Source organism: Tsukamurella spumae (genome assembly GCF_012396015.1).
GTDB classification, from domain to species: Bacteria; Actinomycetota; Actinomycetes; order Mycobacteriales; family Mycobacteriaceae; genus Tsukamurella; species Tsukamurella spumae.
Window position 1 is genome coordinate 1 of sequence record NZ_JAAXOQ010000011.1, and the last position, 17,215, is coordinate 17,215.

The 17,215-nt window shown below is 71.5% G+C and carries 17 protein-coding genes and 1 rRNA gene; all 18 read left to right on the forward strand.

The window, feature by feature from the left end:
• Positions 1–110 (forward strand): 5S ribosomal RNA (gene rrf / locus HF999_RS09825); the annotation flags it as partial.
• 229 nt (positions 111–339) lie between these two features.
• Positions 340–717 (forward strand): hypothetical protein, encoded by a 378-nt coding sequence (locus HF999_RS22480; protein ID WP_246207615.1) that lies wholly within the window; start codon positions 340–342, stop codon positions 715–717.
• A gap of 227 nt (positions 718–944) precedes the next feature.
• Complete coding sequence (locus HF999_RS09830; RefSeq protein ID WP_312854083.1) at positions 945–1,613, forward strand: hypothetical protein; 669 nt, start codon at positions 945–947, stop codon at positions 1,611–1,613.
• Entirely contained in the window at positions 1,610–2,560 is a 951-nt protein-coding gene (locus HF999_RS09835) for an HAD hydrolase-like protein (protein WP_168545705.1), read from the forward strand. The genes HF999_RS09830 and HF999_RS09835 overlap by 4 nt, the downstream gene beginning before the upstream one ends.
• Positions 2,561–2,570: 10 nt before the next feature.
• Positions 2,571–2,789 carry a hypothetical protein gene (locus HF999_RS09840; protein WP_210733676.1) on the forward strand — a complete coding sequence of 73 codons (219 nt, stop codon included), beginning with the start codon at positions 2,571–2,573 and terminating at the stop codon, positions 2,787–2,789.
• Positions 2,790–2,793: 4 nt separating this feature from the next.
• On the forward strand, positions 2,794–3,609 hold the full coding sequence (locus tag HF999_RS09845) for a TlyA family RNA methyltransferase (RefSeq protein WP_168545707.1): 816 nt from the start codon (positions 2,794–2,796) through the stop codon (positions 3,607–3,609).
• Entirely contained in the window at positions 3,606–4,508 is a 903-nt protein-coding gene (locus HF999_RS09850) for an NAD kinase (RefSeq protein WP_168545708.1), read from the forward strand. The genes HF999_RS09845 and HF999_RS09850 overlap by 4 nt, the downstream gene beginning before the upstream one ends.
• 4 nt (positions 4,509–4,512) lie before the next feature.
• Complete coding sequence (recN, locus tag HF999_RS09855; protein ID WP_168545709.1) at positions 4,513–6,300, forward strand: DNA repair protein RecN; 1,788 nt, start codon at positions 4,513–4,515, stop codon at positions 6,298–6,300.
• Between the two features lie 86 nt (positions 6,301–6,386).
• Complete coding sequence (steA, locus tag HF999_RS09860) at positions 6,387–7,577, forward strand: putative cytokinetic ring protein SteA (protein ID WP_168545710.1); 1,191 nt, start codon at positions 6,387–6,389, stop codon at positions 7,575–7,577.
• Complete coding sequence (locus HF999_RS09865; protein ID WP_168545711.1) at positions 7,578–8,498, forward strand: copper transporter; 921 nt, start codon at positions 7,578–7,580, stop codon at positions 8,496–8,498.
• A 65-nt stretch (positions 8,499–8,563) separates the two neighbouring features.
• Positions 8,564–10,309 carry a CTP synthase gene (gene pyrG / locus HF999_RS09870; protein WP_168545712.1) on the forward strand — a complete coding sequence of 582 codons (1,746 nt, stop codon included), beginning with the start codon at positions 8,564–8,566 and terminating at the stop codon, positions 10,307–10,309.
• Positions 10,302–10,973, forward strand: a complete 672-nt coding sequence (locus HF999_RS09875; RefSeq protein WP_168545822.1) for an NUDIX domain-containing protein — start codon at positions 10,302–10,304, stop codon at positions 10,971–10,973. The genes pyrG and HF999_RS09875 overlap by 8 nt, the downstream gene beginning before the upstream one ends.
• A gap of 2 nt (positions 10,974–10,975) precedes the next feature.
• A complete protein-coding gene (gene xerD, locus HF999_RS09880; RefSeq protein ID WP_168545713.1) occupies positions 10,976–11,929 on the forward strand; it encodes a site-specific tyrosine recombinase XerD in 954 nt (317 codons plus the stop codon).
• A gap of 135 nt (positions 11,930–12,064) precedes the next feature.
• Positions 12,065–14,023 (forward strand): serine/threonine-protein kinase, encoded by a 1,959-nt coding sequence (locus HF999_RS09885; protein WP_168545714.1) that lies wholly within the window; start codon positions 12,065–12,067, stop codon positions 14,021–14,023.
• Positions 14,024–14,133: 110 nt separating this feature from the next.
• Complete coding sequence (locus tag HF999_RS09890) at positions 14,134–15,015, forward strand: ParA family protein (RefSeq protein WP_246207582.1); 882 nt, start codon at positions 14,134–14,136, stop codon at positions 15,013–15,015.
• A 44-nt stretch (positions 15,016–15,059) separates the two neighbouring features.
• Positions 15,060–15,953 (forward strand): segregation and condensation protein A, encoded by an 894-nt coding sequence (locus HF999_RS09895; RefSeq protein WP_168545824.1) that lies wholly within the window; start codon positions 15,060–15,062, stop codon positions 15,951–15,953.
• The gene (scpB, locus tag HF999_RS09900) at positions 15,953–16,606 is read left to right on the forward strand and encodes an SMC-Scp complex subunit ScpB (protein WP_168545715.1); all 654 of its coding nucleotides are present in this window, start codon (positions 15,953–15,955) and stop codon (positions 16,604–16,606) included. Before HF999_RS09895 ends, scpB begins: the two co-directional genes overlap by 1 nt.
• Complete coding sequence (locus HF999_RS09905; RefSeq protein WP_168545716.1) at positions 16,599–17,177, forward strand: hypothetical protein; 579 nt, start codon at positions 16,599–16,601, stop codon at positions 17,175–17,177. The genes scpB and HF999_RS09905 overlap by 8 nt, the downstream gene beginning before the upstream one ends.
• The last annotated feature ends 38 nt before the right edge of the window (positions 17,178–17,215 follow it).

A 17,215-nucleotide genomic window follows, 5' to 3' on the forward strand; every position in this document is an offset into this window, starting at 1 on the left:
GCCATAGCGAAGGGGAAACGCCCGGCTCCATTCCGAACCCGGAAGCTAAGCCCTTCAGCGCCGATGGTACTGCACTCGTGAGGGTGTGGGAGAGTAGGACACCGCCGGACTAAAATTAGATACAGGATGAAGGCCCTTGGGGATCGTGTCGAACGCTCAGTGAGTGTTCCACTCCCCAGGGGCCTTCGTCATGTCCAAGTACAGTAATAGCGTGAGTCGCCGCGGAGGCGACGGGAAGTGGGTGCACCGTGGCCGATTCGAGCGGCGACCGCCGGCAGCGTGCCGGATTCACCAATCCCGCCGATCGGGCGGACCGTGGCAACGGCGGAGATTCGTCACGTGGCACCGGGCGAGGCAACGATCGAGGCGCCGGCCGGGGCACCAACGATGACCGGCGTGGAAGCGGCGAGCGTTCGGGCGGCCAGCGCAGCGGGTATCAGGGCCGTAGCGGTGACTCCCGTGGGGGCGATCGCCGTGACGGCCGTGGCCGGGACTTCGGTGGCAACCGTGGCGGTGACTCGCGTGGCGGTCAGCGTCGCGAGCACGGCGGCAACCGTGGCGGTGACTCCCGGGGCAGCCGGGACTTCGGTGGCAACCGTGGCGGAGATTCGCGTGGTGGCGATCGGCGCAGCTTCGGCGGCAGCCGCGGCGGTGACTCGCGTGGCGGCGATCGCCGTGGTGGAGAACGGCGCGAGTTCGGTGGCAACCGCGGCGTAGATTCGCGTGGTGGCGATTCCCGTGGTGGGCGGAGCTTCGGCGGCGACCGGCGTTCCAGCGGATCGGGCCCCCGCAACGGCTCGCGTCCCGGTGGCGGCGGCGGTCGTCCGGGAGGTGGCTTCCAGCGCGATGACCAGCGCTCGGAGCGGCCGCGGACACGTGCCGGTGAGCCGTCGATCCCGAACGACGTCGACCCGAGAGAGCTCGATCCGGCGATCCGCCGCGACATGCTCAGCCTCGACAAGAACAATGCGCAGCTCGTGTCCTCACACCTGGTGATGGCCGGGCGGCTGCTCGATTCCGATCCCGCCGCGGCGCTGGCCCATGCGCGGGCGGCGCGCGAGCGTGCCGGCCGGATCGCCGCGGTGCGCGAGGCCTGCGGCATCGCGGCCTACATGAACGGCGAGTGGTCGGAGGCCCTCAGCGAGCTGCGTGCGGCGAAGCGGATGGGCGGGACGCTCAACCTGCTGCCCATGATCGCCGACAGTGAGCGCGGCCTCGGCCGTCCCGAGAAGGCCATCGAGACCGCGCGCGGTGACGAGGCGGCCACGCTCACCGGCGACGACCGGACCGAACTGCGGATCGTCGAGGCCGGCGCACGGATGGACATGGGCGACTACGACAAGGCCGTCGTGACCCTGCAGGCCGAGGACCTCGATCCGTCCCGCCGCGGATTCCACGCCGCCCGCCTGTTCTACGCCTACGCCGAGGCCCTGCTGAACGCGGATCGTCGCGCGGACGCATTGACCTGGTTCCTCAACGCGGCGGCGGCCGACGAGGAGGAGTTCACCGACGCCGAGGAGCGCGTCGCCGAGCTGTCCGCAGAGGACCTCGACGAGACGGATGCCGCGGTCGCCGGCGACGACGCGGTCGCCGGAGACGACGCCCGCGAATGACGAACAGCCTGGTCTCCGCGTACGACCGTCTCCTCGTCGACCTCGACGGCACCGTCTACGCCGGCGCCGTGGGGATCCCCGGCGCCGCGGAGGCGCTCGACGGGCTTCCGGTCACCTACGTGACCAACAATGCCAGTCGCGCACCGTCGGACGTGGCGCGGCACCTACGGGACCTGGGCTTCCAGGCCCCCGACGCTGCCGTCGTGACCAGCGCCCAGGCGGGCGCCGGCCTGCTCGCGTCCCTCGTGCCCGCCGGTACCGATGTGCTGGTCGTCGGCGCCCCCGCGCTGCACGCCGAGGTCGAGGCGCGCGGGCTCGTCCCCGTCGAGCGGGCCGAGGACGCGCGCGCCGTGATCCAAGGCCACAACCCCGAGACGGGATGGGCACTGCTCTCCGAGGCGGCGCTGGCGATCCGCGCCGGCGCGGTCTGGGTGGCCACCAACACCGACGCCACGCTCCCCACCGAGCGCGGTCTGCTCGTGGGCAACGGCTCGATGGTCGCCGCCGTCATGAACGCCACCGACCGCGTCCCGCAGGTCGCGGGCAAGCCCGGCACACGGATCCTCACGGACGCCGTCGAGGCCACCGGCGCACGGACGCCGCTCGTCGTCGGCGACCGCCTCGACACGGACATCGAGGGCGGTAACGCGCTCGGCGTCGACACCTACCTCGTGCTCACCGGCGTGAACGGCGTGGCGGACGTCATCCGCGCGCCGGACCTGCACCAGCCCACCTACCTCGCGGCGACGCTCGCGGGGCTCCGCGCCGCGCGGGCGGCGTCCGTGCCCGGGCCGCGTGAGGGGTGGACGGCCACCGTCGACGGGGACGAACTGATCGTCACCGGAGCGCCGGGCGCCGACCCGGCGCAGGCCGCGTACCCGGCGGTCGCGGCGGCGCGGGAGCTCTCGGAGGAGCGTCGCGCGGGCCTGCGTCTGGTCATCCGATAGCGTGGTCACCGTGGACGCAGCTGTGTTTCGCGGGGACGAGCCCGCCGATGTGCGGATCGCCGTCGAGGACCTCATGCACCGCGTCGACGAACTCGACGCGGCCCCGGTCGTCGACCCCGGCGCGGTCGCGGGGGTCGGCGAGCTGGCGACCCTCGGGCGGCAGGCCGCCCTGTTCGAACAGGCGCACCGCCTGCTGGTCGACGCCCTGGACACCGTGGATCGGGCCTGACGCGATGGCGCGCAGAGTGCGGCTCGACGCCGAGCTGGTCCGCCGCGGCATGGCCCGGTCCCGCGAGCACGCGCGGGAACTCATCGAGGCCGGGCGGGTCACCGTCAACAAGCAGGTGGCCCGCAAGGCCGCCAACCAGATCGACCCCGCTGACCCGGTGCACGTCACTGCGGTCGCGGGGGAGATCGAATGGGCCTCGCGCGGGGCCCACAAGCTACTCGGGGCGCTCGCCGCGTTCCCGGACGTCGCAGTCGAGGGCCGACGGTGCCTCGACGCCGGCGCGTCGACCGGCGGCTTCACCGACGTCCTCCTTCACCGCGGCGCGGAGCGCGTGTACGCGGTCGACGTCGGCTACGGCGAACTGGTCTGGCGCCTGCGCGACGACGCACGCGTGACCGTCCTCGACCGCACCAACGTCCGGTTCCTCGAGCCCGAGCAGGTCGGCGGCCCCGTCGACCTCGTGGTGGGCGACCTGTCGTTCATCTCGCTCGGCCTCGTGCTGCCCGCGCTCGCGCGCTGCACCGCCGTCGGCGGCGACCTGCTGCCGATGGTCAAGCCGCAGTTCGAGGTGGGCAAGGGGAACCTGGGAACCGGTGGGGTGGTGCGGGACCCGCGCCTGCGCGCGAGCGCGGTCCGCGGCGTCGCGGAGGCCGCAGCGGCCTCCGGGCTGGCCACTCGGGCCGTGACCTTCAGTCCGCTGCCGGGTCCGTCGGGGAATGTCGAGTACTTCCTGCACCTGCGGCGCGAGGAGGGCCCCGTCGGCCTCCCGGACGATGTGGACGAGATGATCATGACGGCAGTGACGGAGGGACCGCAATGAGCGACCGCACGTTCCTGGTGGTGGTGCACACGCTGCGCAGCGACGTGGACCGCACCGTCGATGACATCCGCCGCCGCCTCGACGCGGCCGGCGTGCACATGAAGCTCGAGAGCGACGTGCAGGAGGCGGCGGACGACGCCGCGGTCGGCTGCGAGGTCGTGGTCGTCCTCGGCGGCGACGGCGGATTCCTCCGCGGCGCCGAGCTCGCGCGCCGCGCGAACGTGCCCATCATCGGCATCAACCTGGGCCACGTGGGCTTCCTCGCCGAGTCCGAGCTCGACACCGTGCCGGAGACGATCGACGATCTCGTGCACCGCCGGTACACGGTGCAACCCCGGATGACGCTCGACATCGCGATCCACGACGGCGACGAACTGGTCACGCAGGGCTGGGCGCTCAACGAGGTCTCCGTGGAGAACCGGTCGCGGCAGGGCCTGCTGGAGCTGGTCACCGAGGTCGACGGGCGCCCTGTCTCCCGCTTCGCCTGCGACGGGTTGCTGGTGGCGACCCCCACGGGGTCCACGGCCTACGCCTTCTCCGCGGGTGGCCCCGTGATGTGGCCCGACCTGGAGGCCCTGCTCATCGTACCGAGCAATGCGCACGCCCTGTTCGCGCGGCCCATGGTCACGAGCCCGCGGTCCACCATCGCCGTCGAGGTCGAGGGCAGCCGGTCCGAGGCGATCGCCTTCTGCGACGGGCGCCGCACGATGGAGGTGCCCGAGCGGGGGCGCATCGAGATCCGGCGCGGCGCGGAGCCGGTGCGGTTCATCAAGCTGGGGGCGGCGCCCTTCACGGACCGCCTGGTCCACAAGTTCCAACTGCCGATCAGCGGCTGGCGCGGCCGCCGAGAGGGCACTGACGGCACGGGGCGGCGCCGCGACGCCGGGATCGGGGGATAGGGACGTGCTCGAGGAGATCCGGATCAACTCGCTCGGCGTGATCGAGCAGGCCGCCGCGGAGTTCGCGTCGGGCCTGACGGTGCTGACCGGCGAGACGGGTGCCGGCAAGACCATGGTGGTCACCAGCCTGCACCTGCTCGCCGGCGCCCGCGCCGACCCCGGTCGGATCCGCGCCGGGGCCGACAAGGCCGTGGTCGAGGGGCGTTTCTCCCTGTCCGGGGCCAGCTCCGCTGACGCCGTGCGCGAGGTCGTCGACGATGCCGGGGGCGAGCTCGACGACGATGCCGTGATCGCGGTGCGCAGCGTCGCCGCGGACGGCAGGTCCCGCGCGTACCTGGGCGGCCGGAGCGTGCCGGTGGGCACCCTGTCCGAGTTCGCCGGACCCCTGCTGACCGTGCACGGCCAGAACGACCAGCTGCGGTTGCTGCGCCCCGAGCGGCAGCGCGACCTGCTCGACGCCTTCGCGGGCGCGCCCGCGAGCAAGGCGCTGCGAACGTACCAGGGGGTGCGCGAGGCGTGGCTCGCCGCGCGCGCCGAGCTCGCCGACCGGACCACCCGGTCCCGCGAGCTCGCACTGGAGCAGGACCATCTCACCGCATCGCTCGCCGAGATCGACGGCGTGGAGCCGGTTCCCGGCGAGGACGTGGACACCACCGAGAAGATCAAGCGACTGTCCGATCTGGACTCGCTCCGTGAGGCCGCGGACACCTCCTACGCCGCGCTGACGGGATCGGGCTACGGCGCCGACGGTGAGGGCGCCGGGGCGGTGCTCGATCTGCTCGGCACCGTCCGCGCGGCACTGTCCGGGTCCGACGACGCCGCGTTGCGCGCGCTCGCCGAACGGGTGGAGGAGGCCGCGACCGTCGCCGGCGACGTGGCCACCGAGCTCGGCGGGTACCTCTCGGACCTGCCCAGCGACCCGTCGGAGCTCGAGTCGCTGCTGCTGCGCCAGTCCGAGCTCAAGACCCTGACCCGCAAGTACGCTCCCGACATCGACGGCGTCATCGCCTGGGCCGATGAGGCGCGCCGGCGACTCGAGGGGATCGACACCTCCGCGGAAGGTCTTGCGGCGCTGCAGTCCCGCGTCACCGCCCTCGAGGTGGACCTCGCCGCGGCGGCGCTCGCGCTCACCGCGGCCCGCGTCAAGGCCGCGGGGTCGCTCGGCAAGAAGGTCACGGGCGAGCTGCGCAAGCTGGCCATGGGCGGCGCGTCGATCACCGTCGACGTGGCGCCCGACGCCCTCTCGCCCGAGGCCGACGGGACCGGTGTCGTGGTCGACGGTGCGCCCCGCCGCGCCGGAGCGCACGGCACGGACGTCGTCGAGTTCCGGCTCGTCGCTCACGACGGCGCGAACCCGCTGCCGATCGGCAAGTCCGCCTCGGGCGGCGAGCTCTCCCGCGTGATGCTCGCGCTCGAGGTCGTGCTGGCCGCGACCGAGTCCGGGCTGACGATGGTCTTCGACGAGGTCGACGCCGGCGTGGGCGGCAAGGCCGCGGTCGAGATCGGTCGGCGGCTCGCGGCGCTCGCGCAGCGGCACCAGGTCATCGTCGTGACGCACCTGCCGCAGGTCGCCGCCTTCGCGGACACCCACCTCACCGTGGGCAAGCAGACCGGCAAGGGCTCGGTCACCTCCACTCTGACCGCGCTGTCGCGCGACGAGCGGATCGCCGAGCTGGCCCGGATGCTCGCCGGCCTGGGGGACTCCGATACCGGCCGCGCCCACGCGGAGGAACTGCTCGAGGCGGCCGACTCGGACAAGGTCGCGCAGTCGGGAGTGCACGCGAGCAAGTAACCGCTGCGTCCGAAGTAGATCAAAGTTTCCAGTGTTGTCGGCGCGCCTCCCGTGACTTCTGTGACTGGCGGGGCAGTATGTGCGGCATGAAGCTCACTGGCCTGCTGTCCCGCACTACGTCGAACCTGCCCGGCGTCACCGGCACCGCCCGGGTCGACAAGAACACCACCCGTCTGCTCGGCCGGATCGGCCGCGGCGACATCGTGGTGTGCGACGAGCTGGACCTCGACCGCACCACCGCCGACCTCATGGTCGAGGCGGGGGTCGCGGCGGTGGTCAACGCGTCGCCGTTCATCTCCGGCCGCTACCCGAACCTCGGCCCCGAGGTGCTCGCGGCCGCCGGGATCGAGCTCGTCGACGACGCCGGCAAGGAGGTGTTCTCCCGCATCAAGGACGGCGCCAAGGTCCGCGTGCACGAGGGCCGCGTCTACGCGGGCGAGCGGGAGCTGGCCGAGGGCGAGGAGCTCACCGACACGGACGTCACCTCGCGGATGCTCGCCGCGCGCTCCGGTGTGGTCGATCACCTCGAGGCCTTCGCCGGCAACACGGTCGAGTTCATCCGCGTCGAGTCGCCCCTGCTCATCGACGGTGTCGGCATCCCCGACGTCGAGGTCAACCTCAGCGACCGCCACGTGCTCGTGGTCTCCGACGGTGCCGACCACGTCGAGGACCTCAAGCGCCTCAAGCCCTTCATCAAGGAGTACGCGCCGGTGCTGATCGGCGTGAACCGCGGCGCCGACGCCCTCGTCAAGGCCGGGTACCGGCCGGACCTCATCGTCGGTGACCCCGAGATGATCACCACGAACACGCTGCGCTCCGGCGCGCAGGTCGTGCTGCCCGCCGCGCCCGACGGCCACGCGCCCGGCCTCGAGCGGATCCAGGACCTCGGCATCGGCGCGATGACCTTCCCGGCCACCTGCTCCGCGGCCGACCTCGCGCTGATCATCGCCGATCACCACGGCGCGTCCCTCATCGTCTCCGTCGGCCATTCGGCGTCGCTGGAGGAGTTCTTCGACGCCGGCCGCCGCGAGTCGAACCCGTCGACCTTCCTCACCCGCCTCAAGGTGGGCACCAAGCTCGTGGACGGCAAGGCCGTCGCCACCCTGTACCGCAGCCGCGGGCACGGCGGTGCGATCGCGCTGTTCATCCTCGCCGCGCTGGTCGCCGTGGTCGTCGCGGTGCTGGTCTCCAACCAGGGCCACGACCTGCTGCAGTGGGCCATCGATCAGTGGAACCGTTTCGCGCTCTGGGTCCAGGGCCAGTTCCGGGCCCTCTAGGTGCCCGGCCCGTCGCGCCGACTCCGTTCGCCCGGCGCCCGCCGCCCGGCGCTGGTCTGGGCGGCGGTGCTGCTCGCCTTCGCCGTCGGCGTCGCGCTGGGCGGGGGAGTCCTCTCCCGGTTCACCACGGACCGTGATCTCACGGACCTGCGTGCGCAGGTCTCCCAGCTCGAGCAACGCAACGCGGCGCTCACCGACCGCACCCGCGCGGCCGACGACTTCGCGGACGCCGCGGCACCGTCGGCCCTGGGGCGGGGGTTGACCGGCGTCCCGGTGCTCCTCGTGACCGCGCCCGCGGCCGATACCGGGGACCTCGCGCAGATCACCCGACGGATCACGCAGGCCGGCGGCACCGTCGCAGGCACCCTCAAGCTGACCGACGATCTCTACGCCGAGGACAAGGCCGAGCGGCTGCGGGGCGTCGTCGACAACGCGGCCCCGAACGGCGTCACCGTCGACCCGTCACTGGTGGACCCGCGCGCCCGCGCCGGCGACCTGCTGGGCGCCGTGCTCCTGTCGAAGGGGAGCGTCCGGCCCCCGTCGAACGGACGGGCCGACGCGCTGGCCGCCCTCAAGCAGGCCGGCTTCGTCGATTTCGCGGGTCCGACGGTGCCCGGCGCGCGCGCCGTGGTGATCGTGACGGGCGGAACAGTTCCGGGGGATCGGGCCGGACAGGGGCAGGCGATCGGCCGGCTCGCGGCCGGACTGTCCCGACACGGCGACGGTGCCGTGCTCGCCGGCCGGACCGGATCATCGCAGGGCAGCGGCCCGATCGTCGTCGTACGCCAGGACAAGGAGCTCTCCGCGCGGCTCGCCACGGTCGACGACGCCGACACCGCCGTCGGGCAGGTGTCGACGGTGCTCGCCCTCGTTCAGGCGACGCGCGGCGATGTCCGCGCCTACGGATCGGGTGTTCGCTGACGGCAGGTGATAGATTGGAGTCCCGTAGATGAAGCAGGTCCATCCGCTCGAATACGGGAGTCTCGTTGCCCTCTCCTCGCGTTGGCGCGCGTGTCGCCACCAAGCACATTTTCGTCTCCGGGGGCGTTGCGTCCTCGCTGGGTAAGGGCCTGACGGCCTCCAGTCTGGGGCAGCTCCTCACCGCGCGTGGTCTGCGTGTGACCATGCAGAAGCTCGATCCCTATCTCAACGTGGACCCGGGCACCATGAACCCGTTCCAGCACGGTGAGGTCTTCGTCACCGAGGACGGTGCCGAGACCGATCTCGATGTGGGCCACTACGAGCGGTTCCTCGACCGCGATCTGTCGGGCATCGCGAACGTCACCACCGGCCAGGTGTACTCCACCGTGATCGCCAAGGAGCGCCGCGGCGAGTACCTCGGTGACACCGTGCAGGTGATCCCGCACATCACCGACGAGATCAAGGCGCGCATCCTCGCGATGCAGGCCCCCGACGCCGAGGGCATCGTCCCGGATGTCGTGATCACCGAGATCGGCGGCACCGTCGGCGATATCGAGTCGCAGCCCTTCCTCGAGGCCGCCCGCCAGGTGCGCCACGACGTGGGCCGCGACAACGTCTTCTTCCTGCACGTCTCGCTGGTCCCGTACCTCGCCGCGTCCGGCGAGCTCAAGACCAAGCCCACCCAGCACTCCGTCGCGGCCCTGCGCAGCATCGGCATCACGCCCGATGCGCTGATCCTGCGCTGCGACCGCGATGTGCCGGAGGGGCAGCGCAACAAGATCGCGCTGATGTGCGATGTCGACATCGACGGCGTCATCTCGTGCCCCGACGCCGGGTCGATCTACGACGTGCCGAAGGTGTTGCACCGCAACCAGCTCGACGCCTATGTCGTGCGCAAGCTGGGCCTGCCCTTCCGCGACGTGGACTGGACCGTGTGGGGCGATCTGCTCAAGCGCGTCCACGAGCCGCGCGAGACCGTGAACATCGCGCTCGTCGGCAAGTACATCGACCTGCCGGACGCCTACCTGTCGGTCACCGAGGCGCTGCGCGCCGGTGGCTTCGCCAACTGGGCCAAGGTCCAGATCTCCTGGGTGCCCTCCGACGACTGCGAGACCGACGCCGGTGCATCGGCCGCCCTGCGCGACATGGACGGCATCCTGATCCCCGGCGGCTTCGGCATCCGCGGTATCGAGGGCAAGCTCGGCGCCATCCGCTACGCCCGCAAGCGCGGGGTGCCACTGCTCGGCCTGTGCCTGGGCCTGCAGTGCATCGTGATCGAGGCCGCCCGGTCGGTGGGCCTCGACGGTGCCAGCTCCACCGAGTTCGACGACGACACGCGGTACCCGGTCATCTCGACGATGGCCGACCAGGAGCAGGCCGTCGCCGGCGAGGCGGACCTGGGCGGCACCATGCGTCTGGGTGCCTACCCGGCCTCGCTCGAGCGCGGCTCGATCGTGGCGAACGCGTACGGCGCGACCGAGGTCTCGGAGCGCCACCGGCACCGGTTCGAGGTCAACAACGCCTACCGCGACAAGGTCGCCGAGTCGGGCCTGAAGTTCTCGGGCGTCTCACCCGATGGGCACCTCGTCGAATTCGTCGAGTACCCGAAGGAGACGCATCCGTTCCTCGTCGGCACGCAGGCGCATCCCGAGCTGAAGTCGCGCCCCACGCGCCCGCATCCGCTGTTCGCCGCGTTCGTCGGCGCGGCCCTGAAGTACCGGGCCGAGCTGGAACTCCCGGTCGGCGTCCGCACCGCCGTGGAAGAGGTACCGTCGAAGGATGACAGTTCCGACGGCCGAGAAGATGACTGAGCAGCTCGAATCGCTCGGTTCCGTGCAGCCGCACGACTTCCAGGCGCTCAGCAGCGAGACGGTGTACGAGGGTCCGATCTTCGCTGTCCGTCGCGACGAGGTGACGATGCCGGGCGGCGGCACGGCGATGCGTGATGTCGTCGAGCACGACGGTGCCGTGGCGGTCGTCGCGATGAACGACGACGGCGCGATCGCCATGGTCAATCAGTACCGCCACCCGATGGGGCGGCGGCTGCTGGAGATCCCCGCCGGCCTGCTCGATCACACGGGTGAGGAGGAGCCGGTCTGCGCCGCGCAGCGCGAGCTCGCGGAGGAGACGGGACTCGGTGCCCGCGACTGGCACGTCCTCGTCGATCTGGCACCGTCGCCCGGTTTCACGGACGAGATGGTGCGCGTCTTCCTCGCCACGGACCTGCGGTACTGCGAGATGGCCGAGCAGGAGGACGAGGAGCTCGACATGACGGTCGAGTGGATCGCCATGCCCGACGCCGTTCGGATGGTGCTCTCCGGCGAGATCGTCAACTCCACCTCGGTGAGCGCGATCCTGGCCGCCACCATGGTCACCGACGACGACACGCCGCTGCGCTGCTCCGATGCGCCCTGGCCCGGGCGTCCGACGGCGCTCGCGGCCCGCAAGGGTCGGCCTGTGGAGGGCGGGGCGTAGGGGTGGCGGTCGCGCGGCTCACCGGTCCGCTCGAGGACCAGTTGCGCGCGTACGTCGATCACCTCACGGTCGAGCGCGGCGCCGCCGCGAACACGCTCAGCAGCTACCGCCGGGATCTCGCGCGCTACCGCGAGTACCTGTTCGGGCTCGGTGTCGACGACCTCGGTGCCGTGACCGAGGCCCAGGTCAGCGGGTTCCTCGTGGCCCTGCGCTCCGGTTCCGACGACCATCCGCCGCTGGCGGCGAGCTCCGCCGCCCGCTCGCTCATCGCGGTGCGGGGGCTGCACCGGTTCGCGGCCGCCGAGGGCATGACCGCGGCCGATGTCGCCCGCGAGGTGCGCCCGCCCGCGCCCGCGAAGCGGCTGCCCAAGGCGCTGCCCGTCGAGCAGGTGATCGCGCTGCTCGAGGCGGCGGGCGGAGACGCCGAGTCCGATACGCCTTCGCGGTTGCGGGATCGGGCGATGCTGGAGTTGCTGTACTCGTGCGGGGCACGGATCTCCGAGGTCACGGCGCTGGACGTCGACGACATCGATGCGGAGTCGCGGTCCGTGGTCCTGCTCGGCAAGGGCGGCAAGCAACGGGTGGTGCCGATCGGCCGGCCGGCGCTGGCGGCATTGGACGCGTACCTGGTTCGGGGGCGGCCGGCGCTGGTGAAGCGGTCGAATCCGGCGCTCTTCCTCAACGTGCGCGGCGGGAGACTGTCCCGGCAGTCGGCGTGGCAGGTGCTGTCCGCGGCGGCGGAGCGCGCGGGGATCGATACTTCGACGGTGCACGTGTCCCCGCACACCCTCCGCCACTCGTTCGCCACGCACCTGCTGGAGGGCGGCGCCGACGTGCGCGTGGTGCAGGAGCTTTTGGGCCACGCCTCGGTGACGACGACGCAGGTCTACACGCTGGTGACGGTGCAGGCGCTGCGCGAGGTGTACGCATCCGCGCATCCGCGGGCTTTGGGCTGAACGCCGGAACAGCTCGGCGCGGCCGCGTGCGAGGTGGGGTCGGTCGCGGAGTGATGCGCCCGATGCATACCTTCTGAACTGCATCGATTGGTTCAGGGTATGCGTTCGATGCATATCCTCCCCGGGGAGTGGTCAATGAACGCCCTGCGTTCGAGCAGCTGCGCGCTACTGTTTCACCACACAGCAGGGGAGGTTGGTGTGATCGAACCGGGGACGACGTTCGCGGGGTATGTCATCGAGCGGCGGCTCGGTGCGGGCGGCATGGGCGAGGTGTACGTCGGGCGGCATCCGCGGTTGCCGCGGTCGGATGCGATCAAGGTTCTCGGGGCGCAGGTCAGTGGCGATGCGCAGTACCGGGCGCGATTCCAGCGGGAGGCCGAGCTGGCTGCTTCGCTTGCGCATCCGGCGATCGTTCCGGTGCACGACCAGGGGGAGGACGACGGTCGGTTGTGGATCAGCATGCAGCTGATCGACGGGACGGACGTCGCGAAGCTCGCCGCGGCGGGCCCGATTCCGGTGCCGGAGGTCGCCAGGATCATCTCGACGGTGGCCGACGCCCTCGATTTCGCCGGGGCCCGTGGGCTCGTGCACCGGGACGTGAAGCCCGCGAACATCCTCGTCAGCGCGGCCGGTCACGTGATGCTCACCGACTTCGGTATCGCGCGGATGGGGGCGGAGGCGTCCGACCTGACGGGGACGGGCGTGACGGTGGGGACGCTGAACTACGCGTCGCCAGAGCAACTGCGGGCGGACGCCGTCGATACCCGTTCGGATCAGTACTCACTGGCCGCCACGGCGTATCACCTGCTGGCGGGGGTACCCCCGTTCGCGGGCACGAACGCGGTGCAGGTGATCTCGGGTCATCTGAGCTCGCCAGTGCCGCCGCTCAGTTCCCGACGGGGCGGTCTGCCGGCTTCCGTCGACGATGTGCTGGCCCGCGGAATGGCGAAGGATGCGGCGCAGCGGTTCGGATCGAGTCGCGAGTTCGCTGCCGCACTGCAGACCGCGCTCCTCGCACCGCATTCCGATGTGACCCTGCAGGCCGCGCCGGTCCCGTACGCGATGCCGACGATCCGGCCTGCCCTACCGACCCAGCCGTCGCCCGTCCCGGTGGACCCGGTCGACGCCGCGTGCCAGGCGGCCCTCCGTGCCCGGGACGCGTTGGACAGTGGAGTCGCGGCGCGCGCGGAGCTCGAACTCGATGGCCTACGAGATGCGCTGGTGCGGATGATCGGAGCGCGCACCGGCGCGCCCGCCGGGCAGCTGCTCACCGAGGACCGAGACCGGGTCCGTGCCACGGAGGTGTCCAAGCGCACCTTCGCCGGGCTGGAGAAGGCGTTCGCGAGCGCCGTCGGGATTCTCGATGACGAGTTGCGTGCGGTCGCTCCTGATACGGCCGATGCGGTGTCGCTTCCGCTGCTCGAGGAGATCGCCCGGAAGCGTACCGACGCTGATCGGGCCGGTGGTCGCGCGTCGTCGCGTGCCCTGCTGCCACGTGGGAACTGGTTGGTCAGCGCCGCGGTGATCGCCCTATCGGCGATTGTGTTCCTCGGTTTGGAGGGGGTGCGAGGCGCGCGGTTCTGGGCTGCGCTTCCTGTGGGGCTCCCCTGGTCGGCGGTGGGACTGCTGATTACGGCGATTTACCTCGTTGCCACCGCGAATACGGTAGTCCGCCGTCTCTCGGCCGGTGGTGTCGTGATTCTCGCAGCGGCCATCTGGGTCTGGTCCGATTATTCTTTCCTGCTCGTGCTGTCCAACTGGGTTTCGGCGGGCTTGACATTGCTGACTCCGCTGGCCTGGGGGCTCGGCCGCCGCCGAGGACTGGCGTGGCTGTGGTCGCTAGTCGCCGGGTTCCTATTCGGGCAGGTTGCAGGCTTGGTCGCGCATGCCGCGGCGTATGTCAATGGCGTCCAAACCGAGCACGGCTGGATTGCGCTGCTCATCATCGGACTGATATTTCCGATCCTCGTGACCGGCCTGTTGGGCTGGCTGATCGACTGGCTGCGGCACCGTCGGGAAGTGGGCCGGGGCGCACCGTCGAACCCGGGGACCGCGCCGTTCGATCCCAGCGCACCGACGCAGCTGCGGGGCTGACCCGCGTGCCGCTGCGGCAGCGCGTGCACCGCGCGCATTAGGGTGGGTGGGGACGTATCTGGAGGTGGACATTGGCGGCAGCGCCGGACGCGGAGAACCCTGGCCTGGACCTGGGCGATCTCGCGCACCATCCTGCGGCTCGGGATCCGCACGACGACAGCCTCGACGCCACCGGTCGGCCGTACGTCGAGTTCCCGGAGCCCACGCCGAAGACGAGCCACGGCCCCGCGCGCGTCATCGCGGTGTGCAACCAGAAGGGCGGCGTCGGCAAGACGACGACCACGATCAACCTCGGTGCCTCGCTCGCGGCGTACGGCCGCCGGGTGCTGCTCGTCGACCTCGACCCGCAGGGCGCGCTGTCCGCGGGCCTCGGTGTGGCGCACCACGAGCTCGAGCTCACGGTGCACAACCTGCTCATGGAGTCGCGCGTCTCCGCCGACGACGTGCTGCTGCGCACCCGGGTCGACGGGCTCGACCTGCTGCCGTCGAACATCGATCTCTCGGCGGCGGAGATCCAGCTGGTCAACGAGGTGGGCCGCGAGCAGACTCTCGGCCGGGCGCTGTACCCGGTGCTGGACCGCTACGACTACATCCTCATCGACTGTCAGCCCTCGCTGGGGCTGCTGACGGTGAATGCGCTCGCCGCCGCCGAGCAGGTCCTGATCCCCATGGAATGCGAGTACTTCGCACTGCGCGGTCTCGCGCTGCTGACCGACACCGTCGACAAGGTCAAGGACCGCCTCAACCCGCGGCTCGACCTGGCGGGGATCGTGGTCACGATGTTCGACGCCCGCACCTTGCACTCGCGCGACGTGATGGCCCGCGTCGTCGAGGTGTTCGGCGACGCGGTGTACCACTCGGTGATCTCGCGCACGGTCCGCTTCCCGGAGACCTCCGTCGCGGGGGAGCCGATCACCTCCTGGGCGCCGAAGTCGTCCGGCGCCAATGCCTATCGCGCCCTCGCGCGCGAGGTGATCGCGCAGGAGAAGTGAGCCCCACCGACACGCAGCCGATCGACGCCGAGCCGATCGAGGCACTGGCGGAGTCGGCCGCGCCCGACGCTCCCGATCCCGTGCCCGACGGCGCCGCCCCTGCGGACGGGGAGCCGGAGGCGCCGTCGGGCTTCACGGTGAAGCTCGCGAACTTCGAGGGCCCCTTCGACCTGCTGCTGCAGCTGATCGGCGGGCACCGACTGGACGTCACCGAGGTGGCGCTGCACGTGGTCACGGACGAGTTCATCGCGTACACCAAGCAGCTCGGCGCACAGGCGGACCTGGACCAGACGACGGAGTTCCTCGTCGTCGCGGCGACGCTCCTCGACCTCAAGGCCGCGCGTCTGCTGCCCGCGGGCGAGGTCGAGGACGCCGAGGACCTCGCGCTGCTCGAGGCCCGCGACCTGTTGTTCGCGCGGCTGCTGCAGTACCGCGCGTACAAGCAGGTCGCCGAGCTGATGGCCCAGCTGGAGGCGAAGGCGAACCGTCGTTACCCCCGGGCCGTGGGCCTCGAGCCCCGGTTCGAGGAGCTCGTGCCGCCCGTCCGGCTGGGAGTCACGGCGGAGCAGTTCGCCCTGGTCGCGGTGTCCGCGTTCACGCCCAAGGTGAAGCCGACGGTGGGCCTCGGGCACCTGCACGTGCCGAAGGTGTCGGTCCCCGAGCAGGCCAAGCTCATCGCGGCGCGCCTGCGCGAGCGACCGGACCACTGGGCGGGTTTCGCGGAGCTCGTCGCCGACTGCGACTCGGGTATCGCCGTCATCGCCCGGTTCCTCGCCCTGCTCGAGCTCTACCGCGAGCGGGCGGTGCTGTTCGATCAGCCCGAGGCCCTGGGCGACCTCAAGGTCCGCTGGTCCGGCGAGAACGATGGCACCGTGGTGGGCGGGACCCGCGACGAGTACGACGAGACCCCCGACGACAACTGGAACGAGGAGCCGTGATGACCGAGGAGGCCGAGGGCTTCGCCCTGGTCGAGGGCATGGAGCCCGACGAGCTGCGATCGGCGCTCGAGGCGCTCCTCCTCGTCGTGGACGCCCCCGCGACCGCCGAGCAGCTGGGTGCCGCCCTGGAGGAGCCGGAGGAGCGGATCACCGCCGACCTGCGCGCATGGGCCGGGGAACTCACCGAGCGCCGTTCCGGGATGGAGCTGCGCGAGTCCGCCGAGGGGTGGCGCCTCTACAGCCGGGCGGAGTACGCGCCCTATGTCGAGCGCCTGCTGCTCGACGGGGTGCGCTCCAAGCTCACCCGCGCCGCGCTGGAGACCCTCGCGGTGATCGCCTACAAGCAACCCGTGACCCGCTCCCAGGTCGGCGCGGTGCGCGGGGTGAACGTCGACGGCGTCATGCGCACCCTCGCGGCCCGCGGTCTCATCGCCGAGGCCGGAGCGATCGCCGGCGCCACGACCTACGTGACCACCGACATGTTCCTCGAGCGGCTCGGCCTGACCTCGCTCGACGAGCTGCCGCCGCTCGCGCCCCTGCTCCCCGAGGTCGACGTGATCGAGGACCTCAGCTCGCACCTCGACGAGGAGCCGCGGTTCGCCAAACTCGGCCGCAGGAGCGCCGACGTGATCGGATTCGATCCCGATGCCTGATCTCTCCGCCGTCCTCCGGGAGGCCTTCCCGCTCGGCGCCGCAGGTCCGACGGTGCGCCGCTGGTGGCCGCTCGTTCTCACCGGGCTCGTGGCCGTGTTCACCGTCTGGGCGGCGACGGCGCCGTGGTTCGGGCTCAGTGTGGGCAGAGTGGGCGTGCCGGTCGGGTTCACGGGCACCGGCCGGACCGTGGACACCGGCGATCACGGGGCCGGTGCGAGCACCGACGGCGTGATCCCGTGGGGCTATGTCACCGCCGGGCTCGCGATCGTCGCGCTGATCCTGGTGATCGTCGCGACGCTGCGCCCCGTCTTCGGCCTGCGCGGGCGTGCGATCGCGAGCGGGCTGCTCGGGCTCGCCGCGGTGCTGTCGATCCTGCTCTGGATCTTCCCCTCGATGATGATGAGCGGTCTCGACGACCTGACCGGCGCGAAGGAGGGCGGCGATCCGCTGTTCTTCCCGCCGAGGGCCGGTCTGGTCTGGACCATCGTGCTCACGTCCGTCGGAGCGACGGTGCTGTTCATGGGCCGCCGCAACCGCTCGCTGAGTGAGCTGCGCGCCGCGCCGCGCTGACGAATACCGATTTCGGCCGCGACCTGCGATCATGGAAC